18 protein-coding genes are annotated in these 25,011 nt (G+C 72.9%); 10 read left to right on the top strand and 8 right to left on the bottom strand.

The features are described 5' to 3' along the window. Nucleotides 1-78 precede the first annotated feature (78 nt). Genes hemQ through ACMTAK_RS14855 form a run of 3 tightly spaced genes read right to left on the bottom strand, consistent with a single transcriptional unit; the run spans nucleotide 79 to nucleotide 4,371 of the window. A complete protein-coding gene (gene hemQ / locus ACMTAK_RS14845) occupies nucleotides 79-795 on the bottom strand; it encodes a hydrogen peroxide-dependent heme synthase (protein ID WP_198281541.1) in 717 nt (238 codons plus the stop codon). 4 nt (nucleotides 796-799) lie between these two features. After that, nucleotides 800-2,455: a protoporphyrinogen oxidase gene (gene hemG / locus ACMTAK_RS14850; RefSeq protein ID WP_413806684.1), complete on the bottom strand. Its 1,656-nt coding sequence runs from the start codon at nucleotides 2,453-2,455 to the stop codon at nucleotides 800-802. After that, entirely contained in the window at nucleotides 2,452-4,371 is a 1,920-nt protein-coding gene (locus ACMTAK_RS14855) for an IclR family transcriptional regulator domain-containing protein (RefSeq protein WP_413812895.1), read from the bottom strand. The genes hemG and ACMTAK_RS14855 overlap by 4 nt, the downstream gene beginning before the upstream one ends. A 109-nt stretch (nucleotides 4,372-4,480) precedes the next feature. Between ACMTAK_RS14855 and ACMTAK_RS14860 the strand changes: the two genes are divergently transcribed. From ACMTAK_RS14860 to ACMTAK_RS14875, 4 genes are all read left to right on the top strand, one after another. After that, on the top strand, nucleotides 4,481-5,662 hold the full coding sequence (locus ACMTAK_RS14860) for a 4-hydroxybenzoate 3-monooxygenase (protein ID WP_413806685.1): 1,182 nt from the start codon (nucleotides 4,481-4,483) through the stop codon (nucleotides 5,660-5,662). After that, nucleotides 5,659-6,498: an IclR family transcriptional regulator gene (locus ACMTAK_RS14865; protein WP_413806686.1), complete on the top strand. Its 840-nt coding sequence runs from the start codon at nucleotides 5,659-5,661 to the stop codon at nucleotides 6,496-6,498. Before ACMTAK_RS14860 ends, ACMTAK_RS14865 begins: the two co-directional genes overlap by 4 nt. A gap of 106 nt (nucleotides 6,499-6,604) precedes the next feature. After that, on the top strand, nucleotides 6,605-8,056 hold the full coding sequence (locus tag ACMTAK_RS14870) for an MFS transporter (protein ID WP_413806687.1): 1,452 nt from the start codon (nucleotides 6,605-6,607) through the stop codon (nucleotides 8,054-8,056). A gap of 43 nt (nucleotides 8,057-8,099) precedes the next feature. After that, nucleotides 8,100-9,491, top strand: a complete 1,392-nt coding sequence (locus tag ACMTAK_RS14875; RefSeq protein WP_413806688.1) for an FAD-dependent oxidoreductase — start codon at nucleotides 8,100-8,102, stop codon at nucleotides 9,489-9,491. Nucleotides 9,492-9,675: 184 nt separating this feature from the next. Here the strand turns inward: ACMTAK_RS14875 and ACMTAK_RS14880 are convergent, their stop codons facing one another. After that, a complete protein-coding gene (locus ACMTAK_RS14880; RefSeq protein ID WP_413806689.1) occupies nucleotides 9,676-11,217 on the bottom strand; it encodes a hypothetical protein in 1,542 nt (513 codons plus the stop codon). A 43-nt stretch (nucleotides 11,218-11,260) separates the two neighbouring features. After that, nucleotides 11,261-12,367, bottom strand: a complete 1,107-nt coding sequence (hemE, locus tag ACMTAK_RS14885) for a uroporphyrinogen decarboxylase (RefSeq protein WP_413806690.1) — start codon at nucleotides 12,365-12,367, stop codon at nucleotides 11,261-11,263. Between the two features lie 91 nt (nucleotides 12,368-12,458). Here hemE and ACMTAK_RS14890 point away from each other — a divergent pair, with 91 nt between their 5' ends. From ACMTAK_RS14890 to ACMTAK_RS14910, 5 genes are all read left to right on the top strand, one after another. After that, nucleotides 12,459-13,190, top strand: a complete 732-nt coding sequence (locus ACMTAK_RS14890; RefSeq protein WP_413806691.1) for a DUF3000 domain-containing protein — start codon at nucleotides 12,459-12,461, stop codon at nucleotides 13,188-13,190. Nucleotides 13,191-13,394: 204 nt separating this feature from the next. Beyond that, nucleotides 13,395-14,054 carry a response regulator transcription factor gene (locus ACMTAK_RS14895; protein WP_014175686.1) on the top strand — a complete coding sequence of 220 codons (660 nt, stop codon included), beginning with the start codon at nucleotides 13,395-13,397 and terminating at the stop codon, nucleotides 14,052-14,054. A gap of 114 nt (nucleotides 14,055-14,168) precedes the next feature. Next, the gene (locus tag ACMTAK_RS14900) at nucleotides 14,169-15,446 is read left to right on the top strand and encodes a ribonuclease D (RefSeq protein WP_413806692.1); all 1,278 of its coding nucleotides are present in this window, start codon (nucleotides 14,169-14,171) and stop codon (nucleotides 15,444-15,446) included. Between the two features lie 168 nt (nucleotides 15,447-15,614). After that, complete coding sequence (locus ACMTAK_RS14905; RefSeq protein WP_262699347.1) at nucleotides 15,615-16,832, top strand: thiolase family protein; 1,218 nt, start codon at nucleotides 15,615-15,617, stop codon at nucleotides 16,830-16,832. Next, complete coding sequence (locus ACMTAK_RS14910) at nucleotides 16,829-18,958, top strand: 3-hydroxyacyl-CoA dehydrogenase NAD-binding domain-containing protein (protein ID WP_413806693.1); 2,130 nt, start codon at nucleotides 16,829-16,831, stop codon at nucleotides 18,956-18,958. Before ACMTAK_RS14905 ends, ACMTAK_RS14910 begins: the two co-directional genes overlap by 4 nt. A gap of 484 nt (nucleotides 18,959-19,442) precedes the next feature. On the opposite strand, the gene ACMTAK_RS14915 is transcribed toward ACMTAK_RS14910, so the two are convergent. Beyond that, complete coding sequence (locus ACMTAK_RS14915) at nucleotides 19,443-20,498, bottom strand: PLL family lectin (RefSeq protein WP_413806694.1); 1,056 nt, start codon at nucleotides 20,496-20,498, stop codon at nucleotides 19,443-19,445. Between the two features lie 70 nt (nucleotides 20,499-20,568). On the opposite strand from ACMTAK_RS14915, the gene ACMTAK_RS14920 reads away from it, so the two are divergent. Then, a complete protein-coding gene (locus tag ACMTAK_RS14920) occupies nucleotides 20,569-20,979 on the top strand; it encodes a PIN domain-containing protein (RefSeq protein WP_413806695.1) in 411 nt (136 codons plus the stop codon). 246 nt (nucleotides 20,980-21,225) lie between these two features. On the opposite strand, the gene ACMTAK_RS14925 is transcribed toward ACMTAK_RS14920, so the two are convergent. Both ACMTAK_RS14925 and dxs read right to left on the bottom strand, forming a co-directional pair. Continuing rightward, entirely contained in the window at nucleotides 21,226-22,698 is a 1,473-nt protein-coding gene (locus ACMTAK_RS14925; protein WP_413812896.1) for an amino acid permease, read from the bottom strand. 229 nt (nucleotides 22,699-22,927) lie between these two features. After that, entirely contained in the window at nucleotides 22,928-24,892 is a 1,965-nt protein-coding gene (gene dxs, locus ACMTAK_RS14930; protein ID WP_413806696.1) for a 1-deoxy-D-xylulose-5-phosphate synthase, read from the bottom strand. Nucleotides 24,893-25,011: the final 119 nt, after the last annotated feature.

Consider the following 25,011-nt stretch of genomic DNA (forward strand, 5'->3'; position numbering starts at 1 on the left):
CGGCTCCTCGCCCCCGGAGTCCAGGGGAGCGGAGCCCCTGCCACGTGGCGGAGTCCGCCGGACAACCCCGTAAGGGCGTCAGGCCAGGCCGGCGACGAGTTCGGAGACCGCCTTGCGCCGCCCGGTGTAGAACGGCACTTCCTCGCGCACGTGCCGGCGCGCCTCGGAGCCGCGCAGATGGCGCATCAGGTCGACGATCCGGTGCAGTTCGTCCGCCTCGAAGGCCAGGATCCACTCGTAGTCGCCGAGTGAGAAGGACGCCACCGTGTTGGCGCGTACGTCGGGGTAGCCGCGGGCCATCTTGCCGTGGTCCGCGAGCATCCGGCGGCGGTCCTCGTCGGGCAGCAGGTACCAGTCGTAGGAGCGGACGAACGGGTACACGCTCACGTATTCGCGCGCGTTCTCGTCCGCGAGGAACGCCGGGATGTGGGACTTGTTGAACTCGGCCGGGCGGTGCAGCGCCATGTTGGACCACACCGGCTCCAGGTGCCGTCCCAGCCGGGTGCGGCGGAAGAGGTTGTACGCCTCCTGGAGGGCGTCGGAGGTCTCCGAGTGCCACCAGATCATGACGTCCGCGTCGGCGCGCAGCCCGGATACGTCGTAGGTGCCGCGCACGGTGACGTCCTTGGCGGCGAGCTGGGAGAAGAGCTCCTCGACCTCGTCGGCGTAGCCGGTGCGGTCCTCCGGCAGCACATCGCGCAGCCGGAACACCGACCACAGGGTGTAGCGGATGACCTCGTTGAGGTCCTTGGCCTTCTTACCGGCGTTGGGAGTCTTCTCAGGTGCAGCAGTCATGGCCCTATTCTCGCTCTCCGGCTCCGCCGCCCGGCCCCAGGGGGCCCGCCAGGGCGCCCAGCAGCTCATCGGCCGCCTTACGGGCGCTGCCGACGCACGCGGGGATGCCCACCCCGTCGTAGAGGGCGCCGCACACCGCCAGCCCCGGCACCTTGGCGACCTCGGCGCGGATGCGGGCGACCCGGTCGAGATGGCCCACCGGGTACTGGGGCAGTCCGCCGTCCCAGCGGTCCACGCGGCTCGCGACGGGCCTCGCCGCCAGGCCGACGGCCTCGCCGAGATCGGCGAGCGACATCCTTACCAGATCGGCGTCGTCCCGCTTCAGATCCGCCTCGTCGTCAAACCGCCCGATCGAGGTACGCAGCACGAAGAGATCGGGACCGGCGTCGCGCAGCCAGCCCCACTTGCGGCTGGAGAACGTGGCCGCCTTGATCGTCCGGCCGTCGACCGGCGGCACCAGGAAGCCGCTGCCCTCGGCGAGCGAGGCCACATCGGTGCGCCGGAAGGCCATGGTGACCAGCGCCATCGAGGCGTAGTCCACGGTGGCCAGCTCGGCGGAGGCTGCCGGGGCCCCGGCAGCCAGCAGCCGGGCGGCGGCGGGCGCGGGCACCGCCAGCACAATGGCGTCCGCCGCCAGCACGGTGGTCTCGGCCGCCACCACCGCCGGGCCGCCGGTGCCGTTCGTGCCACCCACGCCGCCCGTACGGCCGGTGCTGCCCGCACCGCCAGTCCCGTCCGTGACGCCCGCGCCGTCCGTGCCGTCGGTGACGCCCGTAAGGCCCGCACCGTCCACGCCGCCCGCGCCACCCGCGCCACCCGTACGGCCCGTACCGCCAACGCCGCCCGTACCGCCCACCGTGACGACCCAGCCGTCGGCCGTGCGCCGCAGCTCCCGTACGGGCGCCCCGGTGCGGATCTCGCCGCCCGCGGCCCGTACGGCGTCGGCGACCGCCAGCGGCAACCGCCCGATCCCGCCGTCGATGCCCATGAACACGGGACCGTCCTGCCGTCGCGCGGAGCGCTCGGCCAGTTCCCGGACGCCTTCGGTCAGCGGGCGGCCGGACTGCGCCACCTCGAAGAGGGTGGGGACCGACGCGCGCATCGAGGTGCGGTACACATCGCCCGCGTACACCCCGCCCAACAGCGGTTCCACCAGCCGGTCCACGACCTCGCGGCCGAGCCGCTCCGCCAGATACCCGCCGAGCGCCACGTCCTCGCCGACCGGCGTGGGCGGCAGCTCGCGGTCGCGGGCGATCCGGGCCAGCCCCTCCTCCGAGATCACGCCGGACGCGGCCAGCGGCTCCAGATCGCCGGGGACGCCCATCACATGCCCCTTGGGCATCGGGCGCAGCCCACCGCGCGTCCAGAGGGAGGCGGTGGCGGTCGCGGGCGGCCGCAGCCGGTCGCCGAGGCCCACGGCGCGCGCCAGCTCGACCGCCTCCGGGCGGCGAGCGAGCATCGACTCGGCGCCCAGGTCGACCGGTACGCCCTCGATCTCGCCCGAGCGCAGCTTGCCGCCGAGCCGTCCCGACGCCTCCAGGACCGTCACCCGCGCCCCGCCGTCCAGCAGCCGGTGAGCCGCCGCGAGGCCCGCGATTCCGCCGCCGATGACCACGACATGGCCGGTGCGCCCTGCCCCCGGGGTGTTCGCCGCTCTCATGCCCCCACTCTCTCACCCGCCCCCAGGGCGTGCTGCGCCGAGGCCGTGGCCAGGTCGGCCTCGATACGGGCCGCGGTGGCGCGCAGCGCCGGGAGGAGCTCGCCGCGGGCGCTCTCGGCGGTGCCGCGACCGGCGTGGGTCGCCACGTTGAGCGCGGCCACCACACGTCCGCGCGCGTCCCTGACGGGCACGGCGAGCGACCGCAGACCCTCCTCCAGCTCCTGGTCGACCAGGGCGTGCCCCTCCGCCGCCGCGCGCTCCACGACGCGCGCCAGTTCGGCCACGTCGGTCACGGTGTGCCGGGTCAGCGGCTCCGGCCGCACCCCGGCGAGGTGGGCGGCGCGGGCGTCGGCGTCCAGGCCCGCGAGCAGCACCCGGCCCATGGAGGTCGCGTAGGCGGGGAAACGGGTGCCGATGGTGATGTTGACGCTCATGATGCGGACGGTGGGGACACGTGCGATGTAGCGGATGTCGCCGCCGTCGAGGACTGCCAGGGACGCCGACTCATGGACGGTGCGGACCAGTTCGCGCATGTGCGGCTGGGCGATGTCGGTGAAGCCGAGCTCCGCCAGGGGGGCGTAGCCGAGCTCCAGCACGCGCGGCAGCGGCCGGAAGGTCCGGCCGTCGACCTCCGCGTACCCCAGCTCGACCAGGGTGAGCAGCGAGCGCCGGGCGGTGGCCCGCGCCAGCCCGGTGGCCTCCGCGACGGCGCTGAGCGTCATCCCCCCGCCCCGGCCGCCACCGGGCCCCGCGCCGACGAGGCCGTACGTCATGCCCCCGGTGGCGCCGGACGCGCCGCGCGCCGCGTCCTCCACCGCGCGGGCCTCGCCCTGGCCCGGGCCCTGTGTCCCGCCCGAGCCCTGTGTCCCGCCCGAGACCTGCACCCCGCCCGGGGCCGCCCCGCCCAGGGCCCGCAGCACGGCCAGCCCGCGCGCGAGGGACTGCAGGAAGCCCGCTCCCAGCTCCCGCTTGGCCATCCGCGCGGGGTCCTCGCCCACGGCCGTGCCGGAGTCCCCCGTAACCGGAACGACCGAAGCGACCGAGGCGACCGAGGCAGCTGAAGCGACCGAAGCACCCAAAGCGGCCAGCCGTGGCCGCCGGGCCGTCAAAGCCGCCTCCATCGCCGGGAGTTCCGCACCCAGCGGCCCCAGCACCGCCGCCCGCAGCGAGTCCACGTCATGGCGGCTGGTGTGGCTGACCACGTTGACCGCGCAGACGATACGGCCCGAGGCATCCCGCACCGGAACCGAAACCGCCACCAGGCCCGGTTCGATCAGCTGGTCGTCGACGGCCCAGCCGTCCCGGGCGGCCTCCTTGACGCGGGCCTCGAAGTCCTCGCCGGAGGCGGGCCGATGGCGGGGCGGGACGCCCGGGAACGCGGTGTCCAGGGGGTCCTCGACGCGGCGGGCGCGCCAGGCGGCCCAGTCGGCCCCGGACCACTCGGCGGCGAAGAGCGCGCCGGGCGAGCAGCGCTCGGCGGGCAGCAGATCGCCGATCCGGAAGGCGAGGGACATGGTGCGGCGGCGGGTGACCTGGACGACGAAGCGCACCCCGCCACCGTCGGGGACGGCGACCGAGACCGACTCGTCGAGCCCGTCCGCGAGCCGCTCGGCGAACGGGCCGAGCGCGGCGGGCAGTCCGCTCGCGGCCAGATACGCGTTGCCCAGCTCCATCAGCCGGACCGCCAGGCCGATGTCGCGGCCGTCGAGCGTGACGTAACCGAGCTGTTCGAGCGTGCCCACGACGCGGTCGACCACGGACCGGGCGAGCCCCGTGCCGCGCACGAGATCACCGGGCCGGACGGTGGTCCGTCCCTCGTGTGCGGCCAGCCGGGTCAGCTCGCGCAGCACGGCGAGGCCGCGCTCGAGAGGCCCGACGGGGCCATTGACAGGTGGTGGCACCGGGCTGAAACTCATCACCAGTCGATTATGAACGAAGTTTCACTCAGCGAACAAGTGGCGAAGGTGAAGCGGGCCGCATGGATCACCACGGCGGCATGGACCACCACAGCAAGGGGACGATGTGATGCGCACGACCGTCGGCATCATCGGCGGGGGGCCCGCCGGGCTGCTGCTCGCCCGGCTGCTGCACCGCGCCGGGATCGACTGTGTGGTGCTGGAGAGCCGGGACCGGGCGTATGTCGAGCGGCGCCAGCGGGCCGGGATCCTGGAGCAGGGCACCGTGGATGTGCTGCGGGAGTGCGGCGCCGGCGGGCGGCTGGACCGCGAGGGGCTGCCGCACCAGGGCGTCGAGCTGCGCTTCGAGGGCCGCGGCCACCGCGTGGACTTCCCCTCCGCCACCGGCGGCAAGTCGGTGATGGTCTACGCCCAGACCGAGATCGTCAAGGATCTGATCGCGCTCCAGCTTGAGGAGCCGGGCGGTCCCCCGCTGCTGTTCGAGGCCGAGGCGCTGGCCATCGAGAAGCCGGACTCCGCCGCGCCGGTCATCCGCTTCCGTCACAAGGGCCGCGAACAGAACCTGAGCTGCGACTACGTGGCGGGCTGCGACGGCTTCCACGGCATCGCCCGGCGCGCGATCCCCGCCGACCGGGTGCGCGCCTTCGAGCACACCTACCCCTACTCCTGGCTCGGAGTGCTGGCCGATGTGGCGCCGTCCTGCGAGGAGCTGATCTACGCCCGCCATCGGCGCGGCTTCGCCCTGCACAGCATGCGCTCTCCCCATGTCTCCCGGCTCTACCTCCAAGTGCCGGGCGGCACCAACCCCGACGCCTGGTCCCATGAGCGGATCTGGGACGAGCTGTCGGCCCGCTTCGCGCTCGACGGGGACTGGACGCTGGAGCGCGGCCCGATCACCGCCACCTCGGTCACCCCGATGCGCAGCTTCGTCCAGGAGCCGATGCGGCACGGCCGGCTCTTCCTGGCGGGCGACGCGGCGCACATCGTGCCGCCGACCGGCGCCAAGGGGCTCAATCTGGCGGTCACCGACGTGATCACGATGGCCCGGGCCCTGATCCACCACCAGGAGACCGGCTCGTCCGAGCTGCTGGACGGCTACTCGCGGACCTGTCTGCGCCGGGTGTGGCAGGCCGAGCGGTTCTCGTACTTCATGACGGACACGCTCCACCGCCGCCCGGACGAGACCCCGTTCGAGGACCGGGAGCGGATCGCGCGGCTGGAGCGGATCGCCTCCTCCCCCACCGCGTCCGCCGAGCTCGCCGAGAACTACGTCGGCCTCCCGCTGTCATGACCGCCTCCGGCCCCCTCACCCCCATCAGCCCACCGGGCACCCGCGCCCCCGACGGCCGGGACGGCGGCCGCTCGGTCGCGGGCCGGATGCTGGCGGTCCTCGACGCGTTCGACGCCTCGCACCGCTCGCTGTCCCTCACCGCCCTCGCCCGGCGCGCCGGGCTGCCGCTGGCCACCGCGCACCGGCTGGTCGCCTCGCTCACCCGCTGGGGCGCCCTGGAGCGCGACGCCACCGGCGCGTACCACATCGGGCTGCGGCTGTGGGAGGTGGCGACCCTCTCCCCGCGCGGGGTCGGGGTGCGCGAGGCGGCCCTGCCGTTCATGGAGGACCTGTACGAGGCCACCCATGAGAACGTCCAGCTCGCCGTGCGGGACGGCCTGGAGGTGGTCTATGTCGAGCTGATATCGGGTCACTCGGCGGTCCAGGTGCGCACCCGGGTCGGCAGCCGCTGGCCGCTGCACGCCACCGGCGTCGGGCTTGTGCTGCTCGCGTACGGGCCGCCACGGCTGTACGAGCGGGTGTGCACCCGCCCGCTGCGCCGCTACACCGAGATGACGATCCAGGACCCGCACCGGCTGCGGGCCGCCCTGGCCGAGGTGCGGCGCACCGGGATCGCGGTCAGCGACCGGCAGATCACCATGGACGGGCTCTCCATCGCCGCCCCGGTGCGCGGGCCGGGCGGGGAGGTGGTGGCCTCGCTGTCGGTGGTGGTCCCGGCCGCGGAGGGTCGGGCCCCGGGGCTGATCCCGGCCGTACGGGTCGCCGCGCACGGCATCTCCCGTACCCTCGCCGCCGCCCTGGGGCAAGACTCCGTCGCGGAGGCTTCCGGTCGGTGAAAGACCCGCGAACACGCCTTGCCGCGCCCGATGTCCGGCCACATTCTGTGTGGCACCAACCGCGCCGCCGGCCGACACGCCCAGGCCCGAGAGGGGACATGGAGACATGCCCGAAGTGACCGCAGAGCCCACCGCGCAGGGCCGGGAGGCGCCCCGCGGCGGCTGGCAGCCGTATCACACCCTGTGGGCCATGCTGCTGGGCGGCTGGCTCTTCAGTTACGCCGACCGCACCATCACCGGCCCGGTCGTCACCTGGCTGATCGAACACGACCACGGCATGCTGGGCTCCGCCAGCCATCCGCATGCGCTCGGCGGTCTGATCGGCAGCCTCTTCTTCGCGGGCTACATGCTCACCCAGTTCCCCGGCGGCTATCTCGGCGACCGCTTCGGGCACCGCACCATGCTCGCGGTCTCGCTGCTGTGGGCGGGGGTCGCGACGCTGGCCAGCGGCATGATGAGCGGGCTGATCGCGTTCGTGGTGCTACGGGTGCTGACCGGGCTCGGCGAGGGCGTCTTCTACTCCAACGACCGCTCGCTGATCGCCCAGCGCACCCCGCCCGCGAAGGCCGGTCTCGGCATGGGCGTGGCCATCACCGGGCTGTCCATCGGGCTGACGATCGCGACCATCAGCGCGCCGTACCTGATCGACTGGGGCGGGGAGGTGTTCGGCGAGGAGGACGCCTGGCGGATGCCGTTCCTGGTGCTGGGCGCGGCGACCCTCGCGTTCGGCTGGGCCACGGCGGTCTATATGCGCCGCATCGGCGGCCCGCTCAAGGCCACCGGCTCCACGCTGCGGCTGCTGGGGATCTCGGCGGTGCTGTGCGCCGCGGTCATGGCGGTCTATCTGATCGCCGACGGGGCGGGGATGCCGAGCTGGGGCGTGGCCATCCTCGAGTGCGTGCTGGCGTTCGTGCTCATCGGGGCCATCTTCGCCCGGCGGAGCGGCCGGCTGGGCGCGGTCTCGCGGAACCGCAATGTGCTGCTGCTCAGCTTCGCCTTCATCGCGGTCATGTGGAATCTGTGGTTCTTCAGCTTCTGGTCGGTGTCGATCGTCGCGGACGCCGCCCACAGCTCGTTCCAGAACGCCGCGCTGGTGGCCACCTTCAACGCGGGCGCGGGCATCCTCGGCTTCCCGGCCGGGGGCATGCTCTCGGACCGGGCGAAGGCCCGGGGGTGGGGGCGGCGGCCGCTGCTGATCGCGTTCACCGTGGTCCAGGGGGTGCTGGTGCTGGTATTCGCGGCGTATCTGCACACCCATGAGAAGCCCTCCCTCTGGGTGATGTCCATTCTGCTCTTCGTCTCCAGCCTGTTCTTCAACGCGCTCCAGCCGATGGCGCACGCGCTGCTGAACGACGTGGTGGACGCGGCCGAACGCGGCGCGGCCTTCGGGCTGTTCAACCTGGTCGGGGAGATCGGCGCGGTGGTCAGCCCGGCGCTCAGCGGCACCCTCTTCGACCACTACGGCAGCTGGACGAACGCGGTCTACATCGACGGCGCGCTGATGCTCGTCAGCGCCGTGCTCTACACGCTGATCCGGGAGCGGACCTCGCGCGCTTAACTTGGTGCCCTATAGCCGGACATCCAGTGGCGGAGGGGCATACATGACGGCGGCACGGCGCATGGTGGTCATCGGAGGCGACGCGGCGGGCATGTCCGCCGCGTCGCGGGCGCGCAGGCTCAGGAGCCGGGGCGAGCTGGAGATCCTCGCCTTCGAGCGCGGCCAGTTCACCTCGTACTCGGCCTGCGGCATCCCGTACTGGGTCGGCGGGCTGGTGAACGGCCCGGACGAGCTGGTCGCCCGGACGCCCGAGACCCACCGGGGCCGCGGGATCGACGTACGGACCCACACCGAGGTCGTCGAGATCGACCTCGCCGGGCAGCGGGTCCTGGCGCGGGACCTCGATCCGCGCGGCGAGGGCGAGCAGTGGTACGGCTTCGACGACCTGGTCATCGCGACCGGCGCCCGGCCGCGCCGCCCCGGGATGCCCGGGATCGACGCCCCGGGGGTCCACGGGGTGCAGACCCTGGACGACGGGCGGGCGCTGCTGGAGTCCCTGGAGGCCACCCCGGTCGAGCGGGCGGTGGTGATCGGCGCCGGGTACATCGGGGTGGAGATGGCCGAGGCGCTCATGCAGCGGGGCGCCCAGGTGACCGTCCTGGAACGCGGTGAGCAGCCGATGTCCACGCTCGACCCCGACATGGGGCGGCTGGTGCGCGACGCGATGTCGGGGCTCGGGATCGACACCGTGACCGGCGCGGAGGTCGCCGAGGTGGTCACGGGCGAGGACGGCCGGGTGCGGGCGGTGGCCACCAAGATGAGCGAATACCCCGCCGATCTGGTGGTCCTGGGCCTCGGGGTGGCCCCGGAGACCGGACTCGCCCAGGAGGCGGGGCTTCCGGTGGGCGAGTACGGCGGGCTGCTGACGGATCAGGCCATGCGGGTGCGCGGTTACGACAACGTCTGGGCGGGCGGTGACTGTGTCGAGGTTCTCGACCTGGTCTCCGGCCGCACCCGGCACATTCCGCTGGGCACCCACGCCAACAAGCACGGGCAGGTCATCGGCTCCAATGTGGGCGGCGACTACGCGACCTTCCCCGGTGTCGTCGGCACGGCCGTCAGCAAGGTCTGCGATCTGGAGATCGCCCGCACCGGACTGCTGGAGGCCGAAGCCGCCGCCGTGGGGCTCCAGTTCGAGGCGGTCACGATCGAGGCGACCAGCCGCGCCGGGTACTACCCGGAGACCCGGCCCATGACGGTGAAGATGCTCGCCGAGCGGCGCACGGGACGGCTGCTCGGCACGCAGATCGTCGGCCGCGAGGGTGCGGGCAAGCGGGTGGACGTCGCGGCGGTGGCGCTGACCGCCGGAATGACGGTGGAGCAGATGACGGCACTGGACCTGGGCTACGCCCCGCCGTTCTCACCGGTGTGGGACCCGGTACTGGTGGCGGCACGCAAGGCGGCGGCAACCGTAAGGACGGCGGAACGCCGCTGAGCCCGCCGTGCGCTCTTTTGGGTGCCCGCTGGGTGCCCGCCGCGTGTCAGGGGCCCCGCCCCTGGCCCGGGGTCTGGGGCGCAGCCCCAGGTCGGGTCCGGGGCGCAGCCCCAGTTGTGGGAAGGGGCGGGGAGGGGAACAGCCCGCCGCAGGCGGCAGGCCCCGTCGCCCCCCGCGTCGCCGATCAGCTCGCGCCGTCGATGATCCGCAGCGTCTGCCGGACCCGCTCGGCCACATGGCGGGGGCAGCCCCACTCCTCGGGGCCGAAGGACGGCTCGGGCGTGTCGTACTCCCCCGGCGCGTACAGATGGTTGAGATGGGCGCCGTAAGGATCCTCGTGGAAGCCGAAGTGACGGCGTCCCGCCAGCTCGGCCAGCACCTCCCACGGGTGCGCGTCCCCGTGCGGGCAGGCCCCGGCCGCCAGGCCGGTCCGCACCGCGCCGAGGATCGCCCGCAGATCCCGGTGGACGGCCTCGGGCGGGGCCTCCTCGCCCGAGGTCACCGACCAGCAGGCCACCAGCAGCAGCACCAGCCGCTCGCGCGGATCGGCCGGGCCCGCCGCGAACCGCCGCGCGGCCCACAGCCCGGCGTCCTCCGCGGCCTGCCCGTCCCGGCAGCGGAAGCGCACGGCGTGGGTGAGCCGTTCGATGTCGAGCCGTCCGTCGGGTCGCAGCAGCGTCTCGTCCAGGTGGGCGGTGTCCCGGAGGCCGAAGAGCCGCTCACGGCCGGAGCGCAGATGGTCCAACGCCTCGCGGGCGATCGCGGCGAGGAACGCGGGGCACAGCCATGCGTCCAGCGGCGCCGTCTCCAGCTCCTCGCGGTGCCAGTGGCAGTAGACGCCCCGGCCACCGGGGCTGAGCAGATGGATGCCCACGGTGGCCTGCTCCGCGGTGTCCCGGCCGACCTCGGGATGCTCGCCCTCGCCGTGCGCGCAGGAGGCGCCGCCGAGACCGGGCAGCACCGCCTCCAGGGCGTCCACCATGGTGTCCAGGACGCGCCGGTCGCGGATCCGGCCGCTGGCGGCGTACCAGCAGGCGGCGTGCAGGACGACCACGAGCCCGGCGCGGTGATAGCCCAGAGGGTTGGCGACCAGGTTCCTGGCGTAGGCGGACAGCTCCTGGGCGGGGTCCACCGCCGCGCTCGGGTAGTCCCAGACGATCGAACGCAGATCCTCGGCGCGGCGCGCGTCGCGGACCGGGAGCCGGGGCGGGATGCCGCCCACGCTGCCGGGGGCGATGATGTCGATGGCGACCCGCGCGTACCCGGCGATGTCGCGCGGGCACAGCCACTGCTCCTTGGTGGCGTCGTCCTCCCAGTCGGGGTCCTGGTCCTCGGCCAACCCGTTGGTGAGCAGCGGCAGATCGTCCACGAAGTGGTCGATCCGGTCGTCCAGATCGCTCTCGTACGGATGCGTCCGGTGGGCGCAGGGGGCCTCGCGCAGCCGCCGGTCCGTGGCGTGGAGCGCCTCCAGGGCCGCCGCCGCGACGTCCTTACGGGAGAACCGGCCGATGTGTGCGGCCATCATGACCAGCCCGAGCGTCCAGGCGTACGCCTCCTCGCCCGCGGGATCGGCAACCAGCCGCCTGGCACAGTCCAGGGCGACCCGGTCCGAGTCGCCGCCATAGGTCTCGTGGAGGATGCCGTGCCAGTCGTCGACGAAGTGGACACACTCCGGCTCCGGCGACTCCTGCGGGGCTGACAGCGCGGTGGCGGGCATGTCGGTCATGCCCCTCACGACGCCACGGGAGGCACGCGGGTTCCCGCTTGGTTCAGACCTTCACAGAAGGTGCGCGCGATGCGCTCTGGGTGTGCACATACTCGACGAGCCGGGTGAGCGCGTCCGGATCGGTGCTGGGCGGCACGCCGTGGCCGAGGTTGAAGATATGCCCCTCCACCCCCCGGGCCGCCTCCAGCACCTCGTCCGCCTTGGCCTCGACGGCCGTACGCGGGGCGAAGAGCACCGCGGGGTCGAGATTGCCCTGGAGCGCCTTGCCGGGGCCGACCCGCCGGGCGGCCTCGTCCAGCGGCACCCGCCAGTCGACGCCGACGACGTCCGCGCCCGCCTCGCCGAGCAGCCCGAGCAACTCACCGGTGCCCACGCCGTAGTGGATGCGCGGCACGCCGTATCCGGCGACGGCGGCGAAGACCTTCGAGGAGGCGGGCAGCACGCTGCGGCGGTAGTCGACGGGGGCCAGGGCGCCCACCCAGGAGTCGAAGAGCTGGACGGCCGACGCGCCCGCCTCGATCTGCACCTTGAGGAAGGCGACGGTGATGTCGGTGAGCCGGTCGAGCAGCGCGGCCCAGAGCGCCGGGTCGCCGTACATGAGCGCCTTGGTGTGCTCGTGGTTGCGCGAGGGGCCGCCCTCCACCAGATAGCTGGCGAGTGTGAAGGGGGCGCCCGCGAAGCCGATGAGCGGGGTCGCGCCGAGCTCACCGACGAGCGACCCGATGGCCTCGGTGACGTACTTCACATCGTCCGGGTCGAGCGGGCGCAGCCGCTCCAGATCGGCGCGGGTGCGGATCGGCCGCTCGACGACCGGCCCGACACCGGGCTTGATGTCGAGGTCGATGCCGATGGCCTTGAGCGGTACGACGATGTCGCTGTAGTAGACGGCCGCGTCCACCCGGTGGCGGCGCACCGGCTGGAGGGTGATCTCGGTGACCAGGTCGGGCCGCGTGCAGGACTCGAGCATCGCGATGCCCTCACGCAGCTTGCGGTACTCCGGAAGCGAGCGCCCCGCCTGCCGCATGAACCACACAGGCGTGTGGGGCACCGGCTCTCGGCGGCAGGCCCGCAGAAAGGCCGAATCGGCTGTGGAACTGGCCGCTGCACGGCCGGTCTGCTGCTGGCCCGAGGGCCGCTCGTTGGCGCTCATGCCCCAGATTTTCGCACGGGCCGAACGAGTGACCCGCCAACCCGGGTGTTCCTCCCCGGTTAGGGCCCTCAGTGCGCCTAGTCTTCCGGGCATGGCAGCGGTTCAAGGACACCTCTCGAACGGTGCTGACGGCCCTGACGGCACGGACGCGGGCGGTGAGGACACTCCTCCCGCCTTCCGGCATGCCGTCACCGCGCTGCGCGGTGTGCGGGTGCGGCCCGAGGTGGAGCTCGATCCGACCCCACCCCCGCGTCGGCTCGCACCCTACTCGTACGCGCTGGAGGCGGTGGTCACCGGCGCGGCGGGCGATGACGAGGAGCTGGCCGAGGGGCGGCTGATCCTGCTGCACGACCCGGCCGGACACGACGCCTGGCGCGGCACCTTCCGCCTGGTCACGCTGGTCCACGCGGACCTGGAGCCGGAGATCGCGGCGGATCCGCTGCTGCCCGAGGTGTGCTGGTCCTGGCTCACCGGCGCGCTGGAGGCACGCGGGCTGCCCTACGGGGAGCCCAGCGGCACGGTCACCCGGGCGAGCTCGCACTACTTCGGCGCGATGGGCGAGCGGGAGCCGTCCACCCGGATCGAGATCCGCGCCTCCTGGACCCCGTCCGACCACCCATCCCCCGAACCGGCCCATCCCGGCCCACGCCGCCCGGAGCCGGCGGGAGAGGGCGCCACCGAACGGCTGGGCGTGCCGGACACCGCGGGACACCTGGCCGCGTGGTGCGACCTCCTGTGCCAGATCGCGGGCCTGCCTCCGGTCGGCGCCGCGGAAGCGGGGGTCGTCTCGCTGCCGCAGCGGAGGGGCCCTCAGGCGCGTTGAGTTTCGGGATGTTCGGGATGTGATGTTCGGGGTGTCCGGAAAGAGATGCCGAGCTTCCGAATGTCCTGAAAAAGATCAGGCACGATCGATCAGTCGTCCTAATTGCCCGAATTGTTACTCACCAAATCGTGATCATTCCCTAAAGCCAGGCCGTATCGGTGCCGAAGGACGTGGTGACCCGTCCCACAACTCCCAGGAGGCCTGGTGTCTGTTCTCCTCGAGCAACCGTCCAGCCTGGTCGCCTACCGCCCGAACAAGCCGACGGCCATGGTCGTCGTCGCCGACCCCCGTGTACGTTCCACCGTCACCCGCCATCTCTGGGCCCTCGGGGTGCGCGACGTCATCGAGGCGTCGTCCATCGCCGAGGCCCGTCCACGCATCGGAAACCCGCGCGACATCTGCGTCGCCGATGTCCACCTTCCCGACGGCTCCGGCCTCACGCTGCTGTCCGAGACCCGCGCCGCGGGCTGGCCCAACGGGCTGGCCCTGTCCGCCGCCGATGACATCGGCGCCGTACGGAACGCACTGGCCGGCGGCGTCAAGGGCTATGTCGTCACCGGCACCCGCACCAACCTCGGCATCCCGGGCCGCCCCGGCGCCGCCCCGCTCGGCGCCGCCGCCCGGATGCACCGCCGCCCGCCGGGCGCCCCCGGCCATCCGGGTGGCTACCGGGAGCTGTCGGGCCGCGAGGTCGAGGTGCTGAGGCTGGTTGCGGAGGGCCAGTCCAACAAGGCCATCGGCGTCTCGATGGGCCTGTCCGCGCTCACCGTCAAGAGTCACCTCGCCCGGATCGCCCGCAAGCTGGGCACCGGAGACCGGGCGGGAATGGTCGCGGTCGCGCTGCGGACCGGGATCATCCACTGACCCGTACCGCCCGCCCGGCCGCCACGCCGCCGCCCACCACCCCCCGCGCCCGTCGACGGAACGTTCCGTCGACGGGCGCCCTGCGTACTCCCCGCACACAGCTACCCTTGACAGGTGACCGACGCCCAAGAGACCGCAGCAGAGACGACACTGCGAACCACCGGGGGCGCTCCTCCGGACGACCTCCCCCCGGCGCCGGTCCCCTTGCTGGAGCCGCGCGAGGGCATCCCGCCCGTCACCGCCGACACGGACACGCTGGCCGAGGTCATCGCGACCTTTGCCGCGGGCCACGGCCCGGTGGCCGTCGACGCCGAGCGCGCCTCCGGCTACCGCTACGGACAGCGGGCCTATCTGGTCCAGCTGCGCCGGGCCGGAGCGGGGACCGCACTGATCGACCCCGTCGGCTGCCCCGACCTCTCGGGTCTGGGCGCCGCGATCGCCGACGCCGAATGGGTCCTGCACGCCGCGACCCAGGATCTGCCCTGTCTGCGGGACATAGGCATGGTCCCGGCCCGGATCTTCGACACCGAACTCGCGGGCCGGCTGGCCGGGTTCGCCCGGGTGGGGCTCGGCGCCATGGTCGAGAACATCCTCGGATACGCCCTGGAGAAGGGCCACTCCGCCGTGGACTGGTCCACCCGCCCGCTGCCCGAGCCCTGGCTGCACTACGCCGCGCTCGACGTCGAGCTGCTGGTGGACCTGCGCGACGCGCTGGAGGACGAGCTGGAGCGGCAGGAGAAGCTGGAGTGGGCGCACCAGGAGTTCGCGGCCATCGCCGCGGCCCCGCCCGCCCCGCCGCGCAAGGACCCCTGGCGGCGTACGTCGGGGATGCACAAGGTCCGGCGGCGCCGGCAGATGGCCGTGGTGCGCGAGCTGTGGACGGCCCGGGACCGGATCGCCCAGCGCCGCGACGTCTCACCGGGCAAGGTGCTCGGCGACGCGGCCATCGTCGAGGCCGCGCTGGCCCTGCCGGGCGACGTCCGGGCACTGTCCGCGCTGAACGGTTTCGGCCATCGGATGAACCGGCGCCAGCTGGAGCAGTGGCAGGCCGCGGTGGACCGGGCGCGGGCGCTGCCGGAGGCCGACCTCCCCCAGCCGGGCCAGCCGGTGGCCGGTCCGCCCCCGCCACGGGCGTGGGCCGACAAGGACCCGGCCGCCGCCGCGCGGCTCTCCGCGGCGCGTGCGGCCGTCACCCAGCTGGCCGAACAGCTGAATCTCCCGCAGGAGAACCTGATCGCCCCGGACACCGTCCGGCGGCTTTGCTGGGAGCCGCCCGCCGAGCCGACGACGGATGCGATCGCGTCCGTTCTCGCAGGTCACGGCGCCCGGCCCTGGCAGATCGACCAGGTGACCCCGGTGCTGACGGCCGCCTTGCTGACGCCCCCGGCGTGATGTGACGCGCGTGGACTGGCGGCCCCGCCGCCGGTCCACGGCTGTGACCTTCAACCCTCCGGCGGTGGGGACTGGGCAGCTTGGTTACTCATAAGTAGCATGAGGGTGTGACGGCGCGCCCCCGGCGTGCCCGCAGCAGTGCCATCCCGCACCTGGAGGAGAGCCAACGTGCCTCGTACCGCTAGGGACGTCGTCTTCGTCGACGGCGTCCGGACCCCATTCGGCAAGGCGGGCCCGAAGGGCATCTACCACGAGACCCGCGCCGACGACCTGGTCGTCAAGTGCATCCGGGAGCTGCTGCGCCGCAACCCGGATCTGCCGCCGGAGCGCATCGACGAGGTGGCCATCGCCGCGACGACGCAGATCGGCGACCAGGGCCTGACCATCGGCCGCACCGCGGGCATCCTGGCCGGGCTGCCCCAGTCCGTCCCCGGCTACGCGATCGACCGGATGTGTGCCGGCGCGATGACGGCCGTGACCACCACCGCGGGATCCATCTCCTTCGGCGCCTACGACGCCGTGGTCGCGGGCGGTGTCGAGCACATGGGCCGCCACCCCATGGGCGAGGCAGTCGACCCCAACCCGCGCTTTGTCTCGGAGAAGCTGGTCGACGAGTCGGCCCTGTTCATGGGCATGACGGCGGAGAACCTCCACGACCGGCTGCCGCACATCTCCAAGCAGCGCGCCGACGAGTTCGCGGTGCGCAGCCAGGAGAAGGCCGCCAAGGCGTACGCCAACGGCAAGATCCAGCAGGACCTGGTGCCGATCTCGGTGCGCCGTACCTCCCCCGAGGGCGGGGAGCTGGGCTGGGGCCTGGCGACGGCCGACGAGCCGATGCGCCCGGGCACCACGCTGGAGGGCCTGGCCACGCTGAAGACCCCGTTCCGCCCGCACGGCCGGGTCACGGCCGGTAACTCCGCGGGGCTCAACGACGGCGCCACCGCCTCGCTGATCGCCTCCGAGGACTTCGCCCGGGAGCTGGGCCTGCCGGTCAGGATGCGCCTGGTCTCGTTCGCCTTCGCGGGCGTCGAGCCCGAGGTGATGGGCTACGGCCCGGTCCCGGCCACCAAGAAGGCCCTGGCGAAGGCCGGTCTGTCCATCGAGGACATCGGCCTGTTCGAGATCAACGAGGCGTTCGCCGTCCAGGTCCTGTCGTTCCTGGACCACTACGGCATCGCGGACGACGACGAGCGCGTCAACCAGTACGGCGGCGCGATCGCCTTCGGCCATCCGCTGGCCTCCTCCGGTGTCCGCCTGATGACGCAGCTGGCACGGCAGTTCGAGGAGCGCCCCGAGGTCCGCTACGGCATCACGACGATGTGCATCGGCTTCGGCATGGGTGGCACCGTGATCTGGGAGAACCCGCACTTCGAGGGGAACAAGTGACCAACACCGCAGAGCTTCTCAAGGGAGCGGCAGAGCTCTTCCCGGGCGAGGTCGTGACGCAGGCGCACGTCCGCCACCTCGATCTCCCCCAGGGCGCGGGCCGCTTCGCGCTCATCACGCTGGACAACGGCCTGGACCACACCAAGCCCACCACCTTCGGCCCGGCCTCGCTCGCCAACCTCAACACGGCGATCGACCAGGTCGAGAAGGAGGCCGCGGACGGCGAGATCACCGGCGTCGGCATCACCGGCAAGCCGTTCATCTTCGCCGTCGGCGCCGACCTCAAGGGAGTGGAGCTGCTGAAGCGCCACGAGGACGCGCTGGCCATCGGCAAGGGCGGCCATGACGTCTTCAAGCGGCTGTCCACGCTCGCCGTGCCCACCTTCGCGTACTACAACGGCGCGGCGATGGGCGGCGGGGTCGAGGTCGGGCTGCACTGCGCCTACCGCACCGTCTCCGCGGCGCTGCCCGCCTTCTCGCTGCCCGAGGTGTTTCTCGGCCTGGTGCCCGGCTGGGGCGGCTGCACCCTGCTGCCGAACCTGATCGGCGCCGACCGCGCGGTCTCCGTCATCATCGAGAACTCGCTCAACCAGAACAAGCAGCTCAAGGGCGAGCAGGTCTACGAGCTCGGGATCGCCGACGCGATCTTCGAGGGCGCGGACTTCCTCGAGCAGTCGCTGATCTGGACCGCCGCCGTCCTCAAGGGCGAGATCGAGGTCGTACGGCCCGAGATCGACCGCGGCGACGCCTGGCACGAGGCCGTGGTGCGCGGCCGCGCCATCGCCGACGGCAAGGTGCACGGGGCGGCCCCGGCCGCCTACCGCGCGCTGGAGATCATCGACGCCGCGCGCAACGGCGACCTCGCCCTGGGCTACGAGGCCGAGGAGAAGGCGCTCGCCGACCTCATCATGGGCGGTGAGCTGCGCAGCGGCATCTACGCCTTCAACCTGGTGCAGAAGCGCGCCAAGCGCCCGGCCGGCGCCCCGGACAAGTCGCTGGCGCGCCCGGTCTCCAAGGTGGGCGTCGTGGGCGCGGGGCTGATGGCCTCGCAGCTGGCGCTGCTGTTCGCGCGCCGTCTGGAGGTGCCGGTCGTGCTGACCGACATCGACCAGGAGCGCGTCGACAAGGGCGTCGGCTACGTCCACGACGAGATCGACAAGCTGCTGCTCAAGGGCCGCATCAACCAGGACAAGGCCAACCGCCTCAAGGCCGCGGTGACCGGTTCGCTGGACAAGGCCGCCGCCTTCTCCGACGCCGACTTCGTCATCGAGGCCGTCTTCGAGGAGATGGGCGTCAAGCAGCAGGTGTTCGCCGAGGTCGAGGCGGTCGTGCCGGAGCACGCCATCCTCGCCACCAACACCTCCTCGCTGTCGGTCTCCGAGATGGCGTCCCAGCTCAAGCACCCCGAGCGGGTCGTGGGCTTCCACTTCTTCAACCCGGTCGCGATCCTGCCGCTGCTGGAGATCGTCCGCGGTGAGAAGACCGATGACGCGTCGCTGGCCACGGCCTTCGGCGTGGCCAAGAAGCTGAAGAAGACCGCCGTCCTCGTGAAGGACGCCCCGGCGTTCGTGGTCAACCGGATCCTGACCCGCTTCATGGGCGAGATCCAGAACGTGATCGACGAGGGCACCCCGGTGGACGTCGCCGAGCGCGCCATCGAGCCGCTGGGCCTGCCGATGTCCCCGCTGGTGCTGCTGGAGCTGGTCGGCCCGGCGATCGGTCTGCATGTCTCCGAGACCCTGCACGGCGCGTTCCCGGACCGCTTCACGGTCTCGGAGAACCTCAAGCGCGTGGTCGAGGCGGGCAAGCGCGGCTTCTACGTCCACGACTCCGGCAAGCCGGAGCTGGACCCGGAGGTCGCCGCGCTGCTCCAGCAGGGCGACACCGTCCTGACCGAGGAGCAGGTGCGCGCCCGGGTGCTGGACGCGGTCGCGCAGGAGATCGGGCTGATGCTCGAGGAGGGCGTCGTCGCCGAGGCGCAGGACATCGACCTGTGCCTGATCACCGGCGCGGGCTGGCCCTTCCACCTGGGCGGCATCACGCCGTACCTGGACCGCGAGGGCGTCTCGGAGCGGGTGAACGGGAAGACGTTCCTGGCGCAGGGCGTGGCGAGCGTTCCCGCGTAGCGTCGGCGGCGCATGGCGTACCCGGGTGCCGGGCGGGCGAAGGCCCGTCCGGCACTTGGGCGTTCCGGGGCCCGCGCCACCGGCGGCGCCGCCCCCGCGCCCCGGCGAAGGGCGCCCGCCCGCGCCACCCGCCGCCGGGCCGCCGCCCGGCGGCGAGCACCCCCTGACGCCGTCGGTCGAACGCCGCGGTGCCGGCCAGCAGCTCGGGTGCGGTCCACACGTACCCGGGGCGGGTCACTCCCGACGGCCGGGCCACTCCCCGGGACGGGCCACTCCCGACGGCCGGGCCACTCCCCGGGACGGGCCACACCCGACGGCCGGGCCACACCCCGGGACGGGCCACACCCGACGGCCGGGCCACACCCCGGGACGGGCCACACCCGACGGCCGGGCCACACCCCGGGGCGGGAAACCGACCGGCTCCGCCTTCTCCGGGCGCCGGGCCGCCGCGCCGAACGGGCTCTCAGCGGGGCTGTGGCGCCGCTCAGCCGCTCCCCACGCGGGTCCAGGCCTGGAGTGCCAGCCCTCGTTCGTCGGTCTTCTGACGGGCCACCAGGAGCTTTCCGTCCAGCGCCAGTGCGGCCAGCACCACCCGGCCCTGGTCGTCCAGCGCCAGCGCCGGGGTGTGGGCGCCCTGCTCTCCCGAGGGCGTCCACCACACCCCCGCCGCCTCGTCCTCGCAGGGATGGGCGGCGACGGCCAGCCCGCCCGTCGCGGGGTCCTGGTGGGCCAGGACGGTGCAGTCGTGACCGTCCACCATGGCGCGCACCGCGGCGACCGGGCCGGTGCCCGTGGCCCCGCCCAGCGGCGCGGGGGCCGGGGCGTCCGGCCGCCAGGCCATGACCTCACCGCTGCGGGCGTCGCGCCAGTAGTGGGTGAGGGTGCCGGGGCTGCTCTCCACCATGGACGCCGAATCCGGCCGTGCGTCGGCGGGGACATCCTCGCCCCGCTTGGGGGCGGCGCCGGGCTTGGGCTGGTACCAGCGCAGCGCGGCGCCCTTCCCGGCCGGTGCGAGCAGTTCGAGACGGCCGTCGGCGGTCGCGGCCGCCGACATGCCGCCCATTACGTGCGTGCCCTTCCAGTCGGTCCAGCGCTCCCACGTGCCCTTGGGGTCCTGCCGCCGCGCGCTCACCCCACCCCCGGCGTTGCGCACGAAGACGCGGAGGGCGCCGGAGGAGTCCACCGCGGCGGCCGGGGGGCCGGTGCGCTCGGCCTTGCGGGCGTCCCTAGGATGCGGGGTGCCCAGCGAGTGCCACGCCGTCAGCGGGCGACCGGACTGGAACTGGGTGGCGTGGACGATGTCCACGCGCGCCGGTTCCCCGGCGCCGCCCGGCCGGTGCCGAAGCCCCACCAGATGGGCATAGCCCTCGGGGCTCTGAACGACGGTCAGCCCGGCCAGGCGGCCGGACACCTCGATCAGCCACGGCCCCGACCACTCCGCCCCTCCGGGGCGGTCCTCGGTCCAGCGGGCGACACCGCCCGTCACCGGTGCGTAGGCCGTGAGCCTGCCGTCCTTGCCGCGGAGCAACCGCAACGCCATGGCCCGCTGCCAACCCTTCCCCGAGCCCTTCCACCTGATCGAACGATGTCCATAGTAATTTGCCTGGACTATGGATGGGGTTGTGGTCGTGGACGCCGCCAATGTGGTCGGCTCGGTCCCGGATGGCTGGTGGCGTGACCGGCACGGCGCCGCCGAGCGGCTCCGCGACCGGCTGGCCGTCCTCGCCGGGGCCGGGCTCCCCGGCCGTCCGGGCGTGCCCGGCTGGGCCACCGAACCTCCGGTGGACATCGTGATGGTGGTCGAGGGCGCGGCGCGGGGCGTCGAGCCGGTGGCAGGCGTACGGGTGGAGAGCGCGCCGGGCAGCGGCGACGACCACATCGTGGCCGTGGTGGCGGCCCGTGAGGAGGGCCGCCCCTGCCTGGTGGTGACGGCGGACCAGGGGCTACGGGCGCGGGTCACGGCGCTGGGCGCGGAGACGACGGGCCCCCGGTCGGTCCGCCCGGACGGTTCGGCGTCCTAGGCCCTGGCCCTGTCAGGGCTTAGGAGATGTCCGACGGACCGTGGCGCCTGCGGCGAGCCGCTCCCCTCCCCGCCCCTCCCCGCGACCGGGGCTCCGCCCCAGACCCCGGCCAGCCGCTCGGCCACCGCGTCGCACGTGGCGTGGTCGGCGCCCCGGCCGGTGAGCCAACCGCGGCGGCGGTCGGCTCTTCCACCCCCGGGGGTCCAGGGGCGGAGCCCCTGCCACGCGGCGGACGCCCTCGCGGCCCTACCCCGTACGCGTCCCCGCCTCCGTCACCCGGCTGTGGCGGCGCCCGTAGAGGAAGTAGACGAGGAGGCCGATGGCCATCCACACCCCGAACCGCACCCAGGTCTCGGCGGGCAGGTTGAGCATCAGCCACAGCGACGCGGCCACCGACAGGACCGGCAGCACCGGGACCCAGGGTGTGCGGAAGGCGCGGGGCAGATCGGGCCGGGTGCGGCGGAGGATGATGACGCCGAGCGCGACCACGACGAAGGCGAAGAGCGTGCCGATGTTCACCAGGGCCGCCAGCTCGGAGATGGACGTGAACCCGGCGACCACGGCGATGACCACGCCCAGCACGATCGTCGAGCGGTACGGCGTCCCGAAGCGCGGATGCACCCGGGAGAAGACCCTGGGCAGCAGCCCGTCGCGGCTCATCGCGAAGAACACCCGGCTCTGGCCGAGCAGCAGGATCATGGACACGGTGGTGAGTCCGACGGCGGCGCCGAAGCTGATGAGGCCCGCGTAGAACGGATGGCCGGTCGCCTTGAAGGCGTCGGCGAGCGGGGCGTCCACCGACAGCTTGGTGTACTTCTGCATGCCGGTGACCACGATGGACACCGCGACGTACAGCACCGTGCAGATGAGCAGCGAGCCCAGGATGCCGCGGGGCATGTCCCGCTGCGGATTCCGGGTCTCCTCCGCCGCGGTCGCCACGATGTCGAAGCCGATGAAGGCGAAGAAGACCACGGCGGCGCCGGTGAAGATGCCCTGGACGCCGAAGGTCGTCGGTTCGTAACCGAACATCAGCTGGATCAGCGGCGCCTTCAGCCCGGAGCCGGAGATCGAGCCCTGGGCCTCGGGGATGAAGGGGTGGTAGTTCTCCGGGTGGATGAAGAAGGCGCCCGCGATGATGACGAGCAGCACCACGGCCACCTTGATCGCCACCACCGCGGAGGTGACCCGCGCGGACAGCTTCATGCCGAAGACCAGGATCGCGGTGATCACCAGGACGAGCAGGAAGGCCAGCAGGTCGAAGGAGAAGCCGTGCGCGGCATCGGGCCCGGACAGGGCGTCGGGCAGATGCCATCCGGCGTTGTCCAGCAGCGAGCGGATGTACCCCGACCAGCCCACCGAGACCACGGCGCAGGCCAGCGCGAACTCCAGCACCAGGTCCCAGCCGATGATCCAGGCGGGCAGTTCGCCGAGCGAGGCGTACGAGAAGGTGTACGCGGATCCCGCGACCGGAACCGTCGAGGCGAACTCGGCGTAGCACAGCGCGGCCAGGGCGCAGGCGATACCGGCGGCCACGAAGGACAGCGCGGTGGCGGGCCCCGCCTGCTCCTTGGCGACCGAGCCGGTGAGCACGAAGATGCCGGTGCCGATGATGACGCCGACGCCGAAGACCGTGAGGTCCAGGACGGACAGGGACCGGGTGAGGGCGTGGTCGGGCTCCTCGGTGTCCTGGATGGACTGCTCGATGCTCTTCGTCCGCAGGTAGCGCGGCCGGACTCTGCCTCCGGTGCCTCCGCCTGGTTCCGATACGTTCACCGGTGCCACCTCCACGCCTGCCGTGCGGTTCATGCTTCTGGTTACCGATCGGCGGCGAGGTATGCACGCTCAGGGCCGTCCCCGATTCACCCGATGGGGGCGGGCGGCGCGACGCACGCTGGGCCGGTCGGAGCAGGAAGCGCTCCGGCCGGCCCAGGCGGAAAGGGGCGGTGGCTCAGTCGCGCACCGGTTCGGCCGTCGTCGACCGGGTCACATCGGCGCCCCGGGAGCCCGCGTCCGCGGACTCGTGTCCGTAGCGGCCGCCGATCCTGGAGACCAGCCCGGTGACCTGCCGGGCGATGTCCGGTGCGGTCAGCCCGATCTCCGCCATGACCTCCTTACGGGAGGCATGGTCGAGGAAGCGCGGCGGGATGCCGAAGTCGCGCACCGGCATGTCGACGCCCGAGTCGCGCAGCGCCTGGGCGACGGCGGAGCCCACCCCGCCGACCCGGCTGTTGTCCTCGACGGTGACGACGACGCGGTGGCGCTCGGCGAGGGCGGGCAGCTCCTCGTCGACCGGCTTGACCCAGCGGGGGTCCACCACCGTTGTGGAAATGCCCTGTTTGTCGAGAAGGTCGGCGACCTCCAGACACATCGGGGCCAGCGCGCCCACCGAGACCAGCAGCACATCGGGCCGCTCGCGGTCGGCCGCCGCGGGCTCCCGCAGTACGTCCATGCCGCCGATCCGGCCGACGGCCGCGACCGCCGGGCCCACCGCGCCCTTGGAGTAGCGCACCACGGTCGGCGCGTCCTCCACCTCCACGGCCTCGCGCAGCTGGGCGCGGACCTGGTCGGCGTCGCGCGGGGCGGCGATCCGCAGACCGGGCACCACCTGAAGGAGCGACATGTCCCACATGCCGTTGTGCGAGGCCCCGTCCGTGCCGGTGATACCGGCGCGGTCCAGGACGAAGGTGACCCCGCATTTGTGCAGCGCCACATCCATCAGGACCTGGTCGAAGGCGCGGTTGAGGAAGGTGGCGTAGACCGCGAAGACCGGGTGGACGCCGCCGGTGGCCAGGCCCGCCGCCGAGACGGCCGCGTGCTGCTCGGCGATGCCCACGTCGTAGACCCGGTCCGGGAAGCGCTTGGCGAACTCGGTGAGCCCCACCGGGTGCAGCATGGCCGCGGTGATCGCGACGATGTCCTCGCGCTCCTCGCCGAGCTTGACCATCTCCTCGCCGAAGACCGAGGTCCAGTCGGCGCCGGAGGCCGAGATCGGCAGCCCGGTGTCCGGGTGGATCTTGCCGACGGCGTGGAAGCGGTCCGCCTCGTCCTGGAGGGCGGGCTGGTAGCCGCGGCCCTTCTCGGTGAGGCAGTGCACGATGACCGGCCCGCCGAAACGCTTCGCCCGTTGCAGCGCCGACTCCAGCGCCTCGATGTCGTGGCCGTCGATCGGGCCGACGTACTTCAGCCCCAGATCCTCGAACATGCCCTGCGGGGTGATGAAGTCCTTCAGCCCCTTCTTGGCCCCGTGCAGCGTCTCGTACAGCGGCCTGCCGACGACCGGGGTGCGCTCCAGCAGATCCTTGCCGCGGGCCAGGAAGCGCTCATAGCCGTCGGTGGTGCGCAGGGTGGCGAGGTGGTTGGCCAGGCCGCCGATGGTCGGGCCGTAGGAGCGCTCGTTGTCGTTGACGACGATGACCAGCGGGCGGTTCTTGGCGGCGGCGATGTTGTTGAGCGCCTCCCAGGCCATACCGCCGGTCAGCGCCCCGTCGCCGATCACGGCGACCACATGGTCCTGCTTGCCCAGCAGCTCATTGGCCTTGGCGAGGCCTTCGGCCCAGCCGAGGACGGTCGAGGCGTGGCTGTTCTCGATGACGTCGTGCTCGGACTCGGCGCGCGAGGGATAACCGGACAAACCGCCCTTGCTCTTGAGCTTGGAGAAGTCCTGGCGGCCGGTGAGCAGCTTGTGCACGTAGGACTGGTGGCCGGTGTCCAGCAGCACCTTGTCCCGGGGCGAGTCGAAGACCCGGTGCAGGGCGATGGTCAGCTCCACCACGCCGAGATTGGGGCCGAGATGACCACCGGTCTTGGAGACGGCGTCGACGAGGAAGGAGCGGATCTCCGCGGCCAGCTGGTCCAGCTCCTCCGGAGTGAGCCGGTCCAGATCGCGCGGTCCCGTGATGCGGGTCAGCAGCACCCGTGCCTCCTTGCTTCGAGCGTCTCCATGGAGCTTGCCGTCCGCCCGAGTCTAATGTTCCGCCCTCCGGCGCAGACCTCCCCCCATGCGATCTCCGTCACGCGTGTTCTTTTCAGACA

Origin of the sequence: Streptomyces lacaronensis (genome assembly GCF_047337785.1) — a bacterium.
In the GTDB taxonomy this organism is placed as follows: domain Bacteria; phylum Actinomycetota; class Actinomycetes; order Streptomycetales; family Streptomycetaceae; genus Streptomyces; species Streptomyces lycopersici.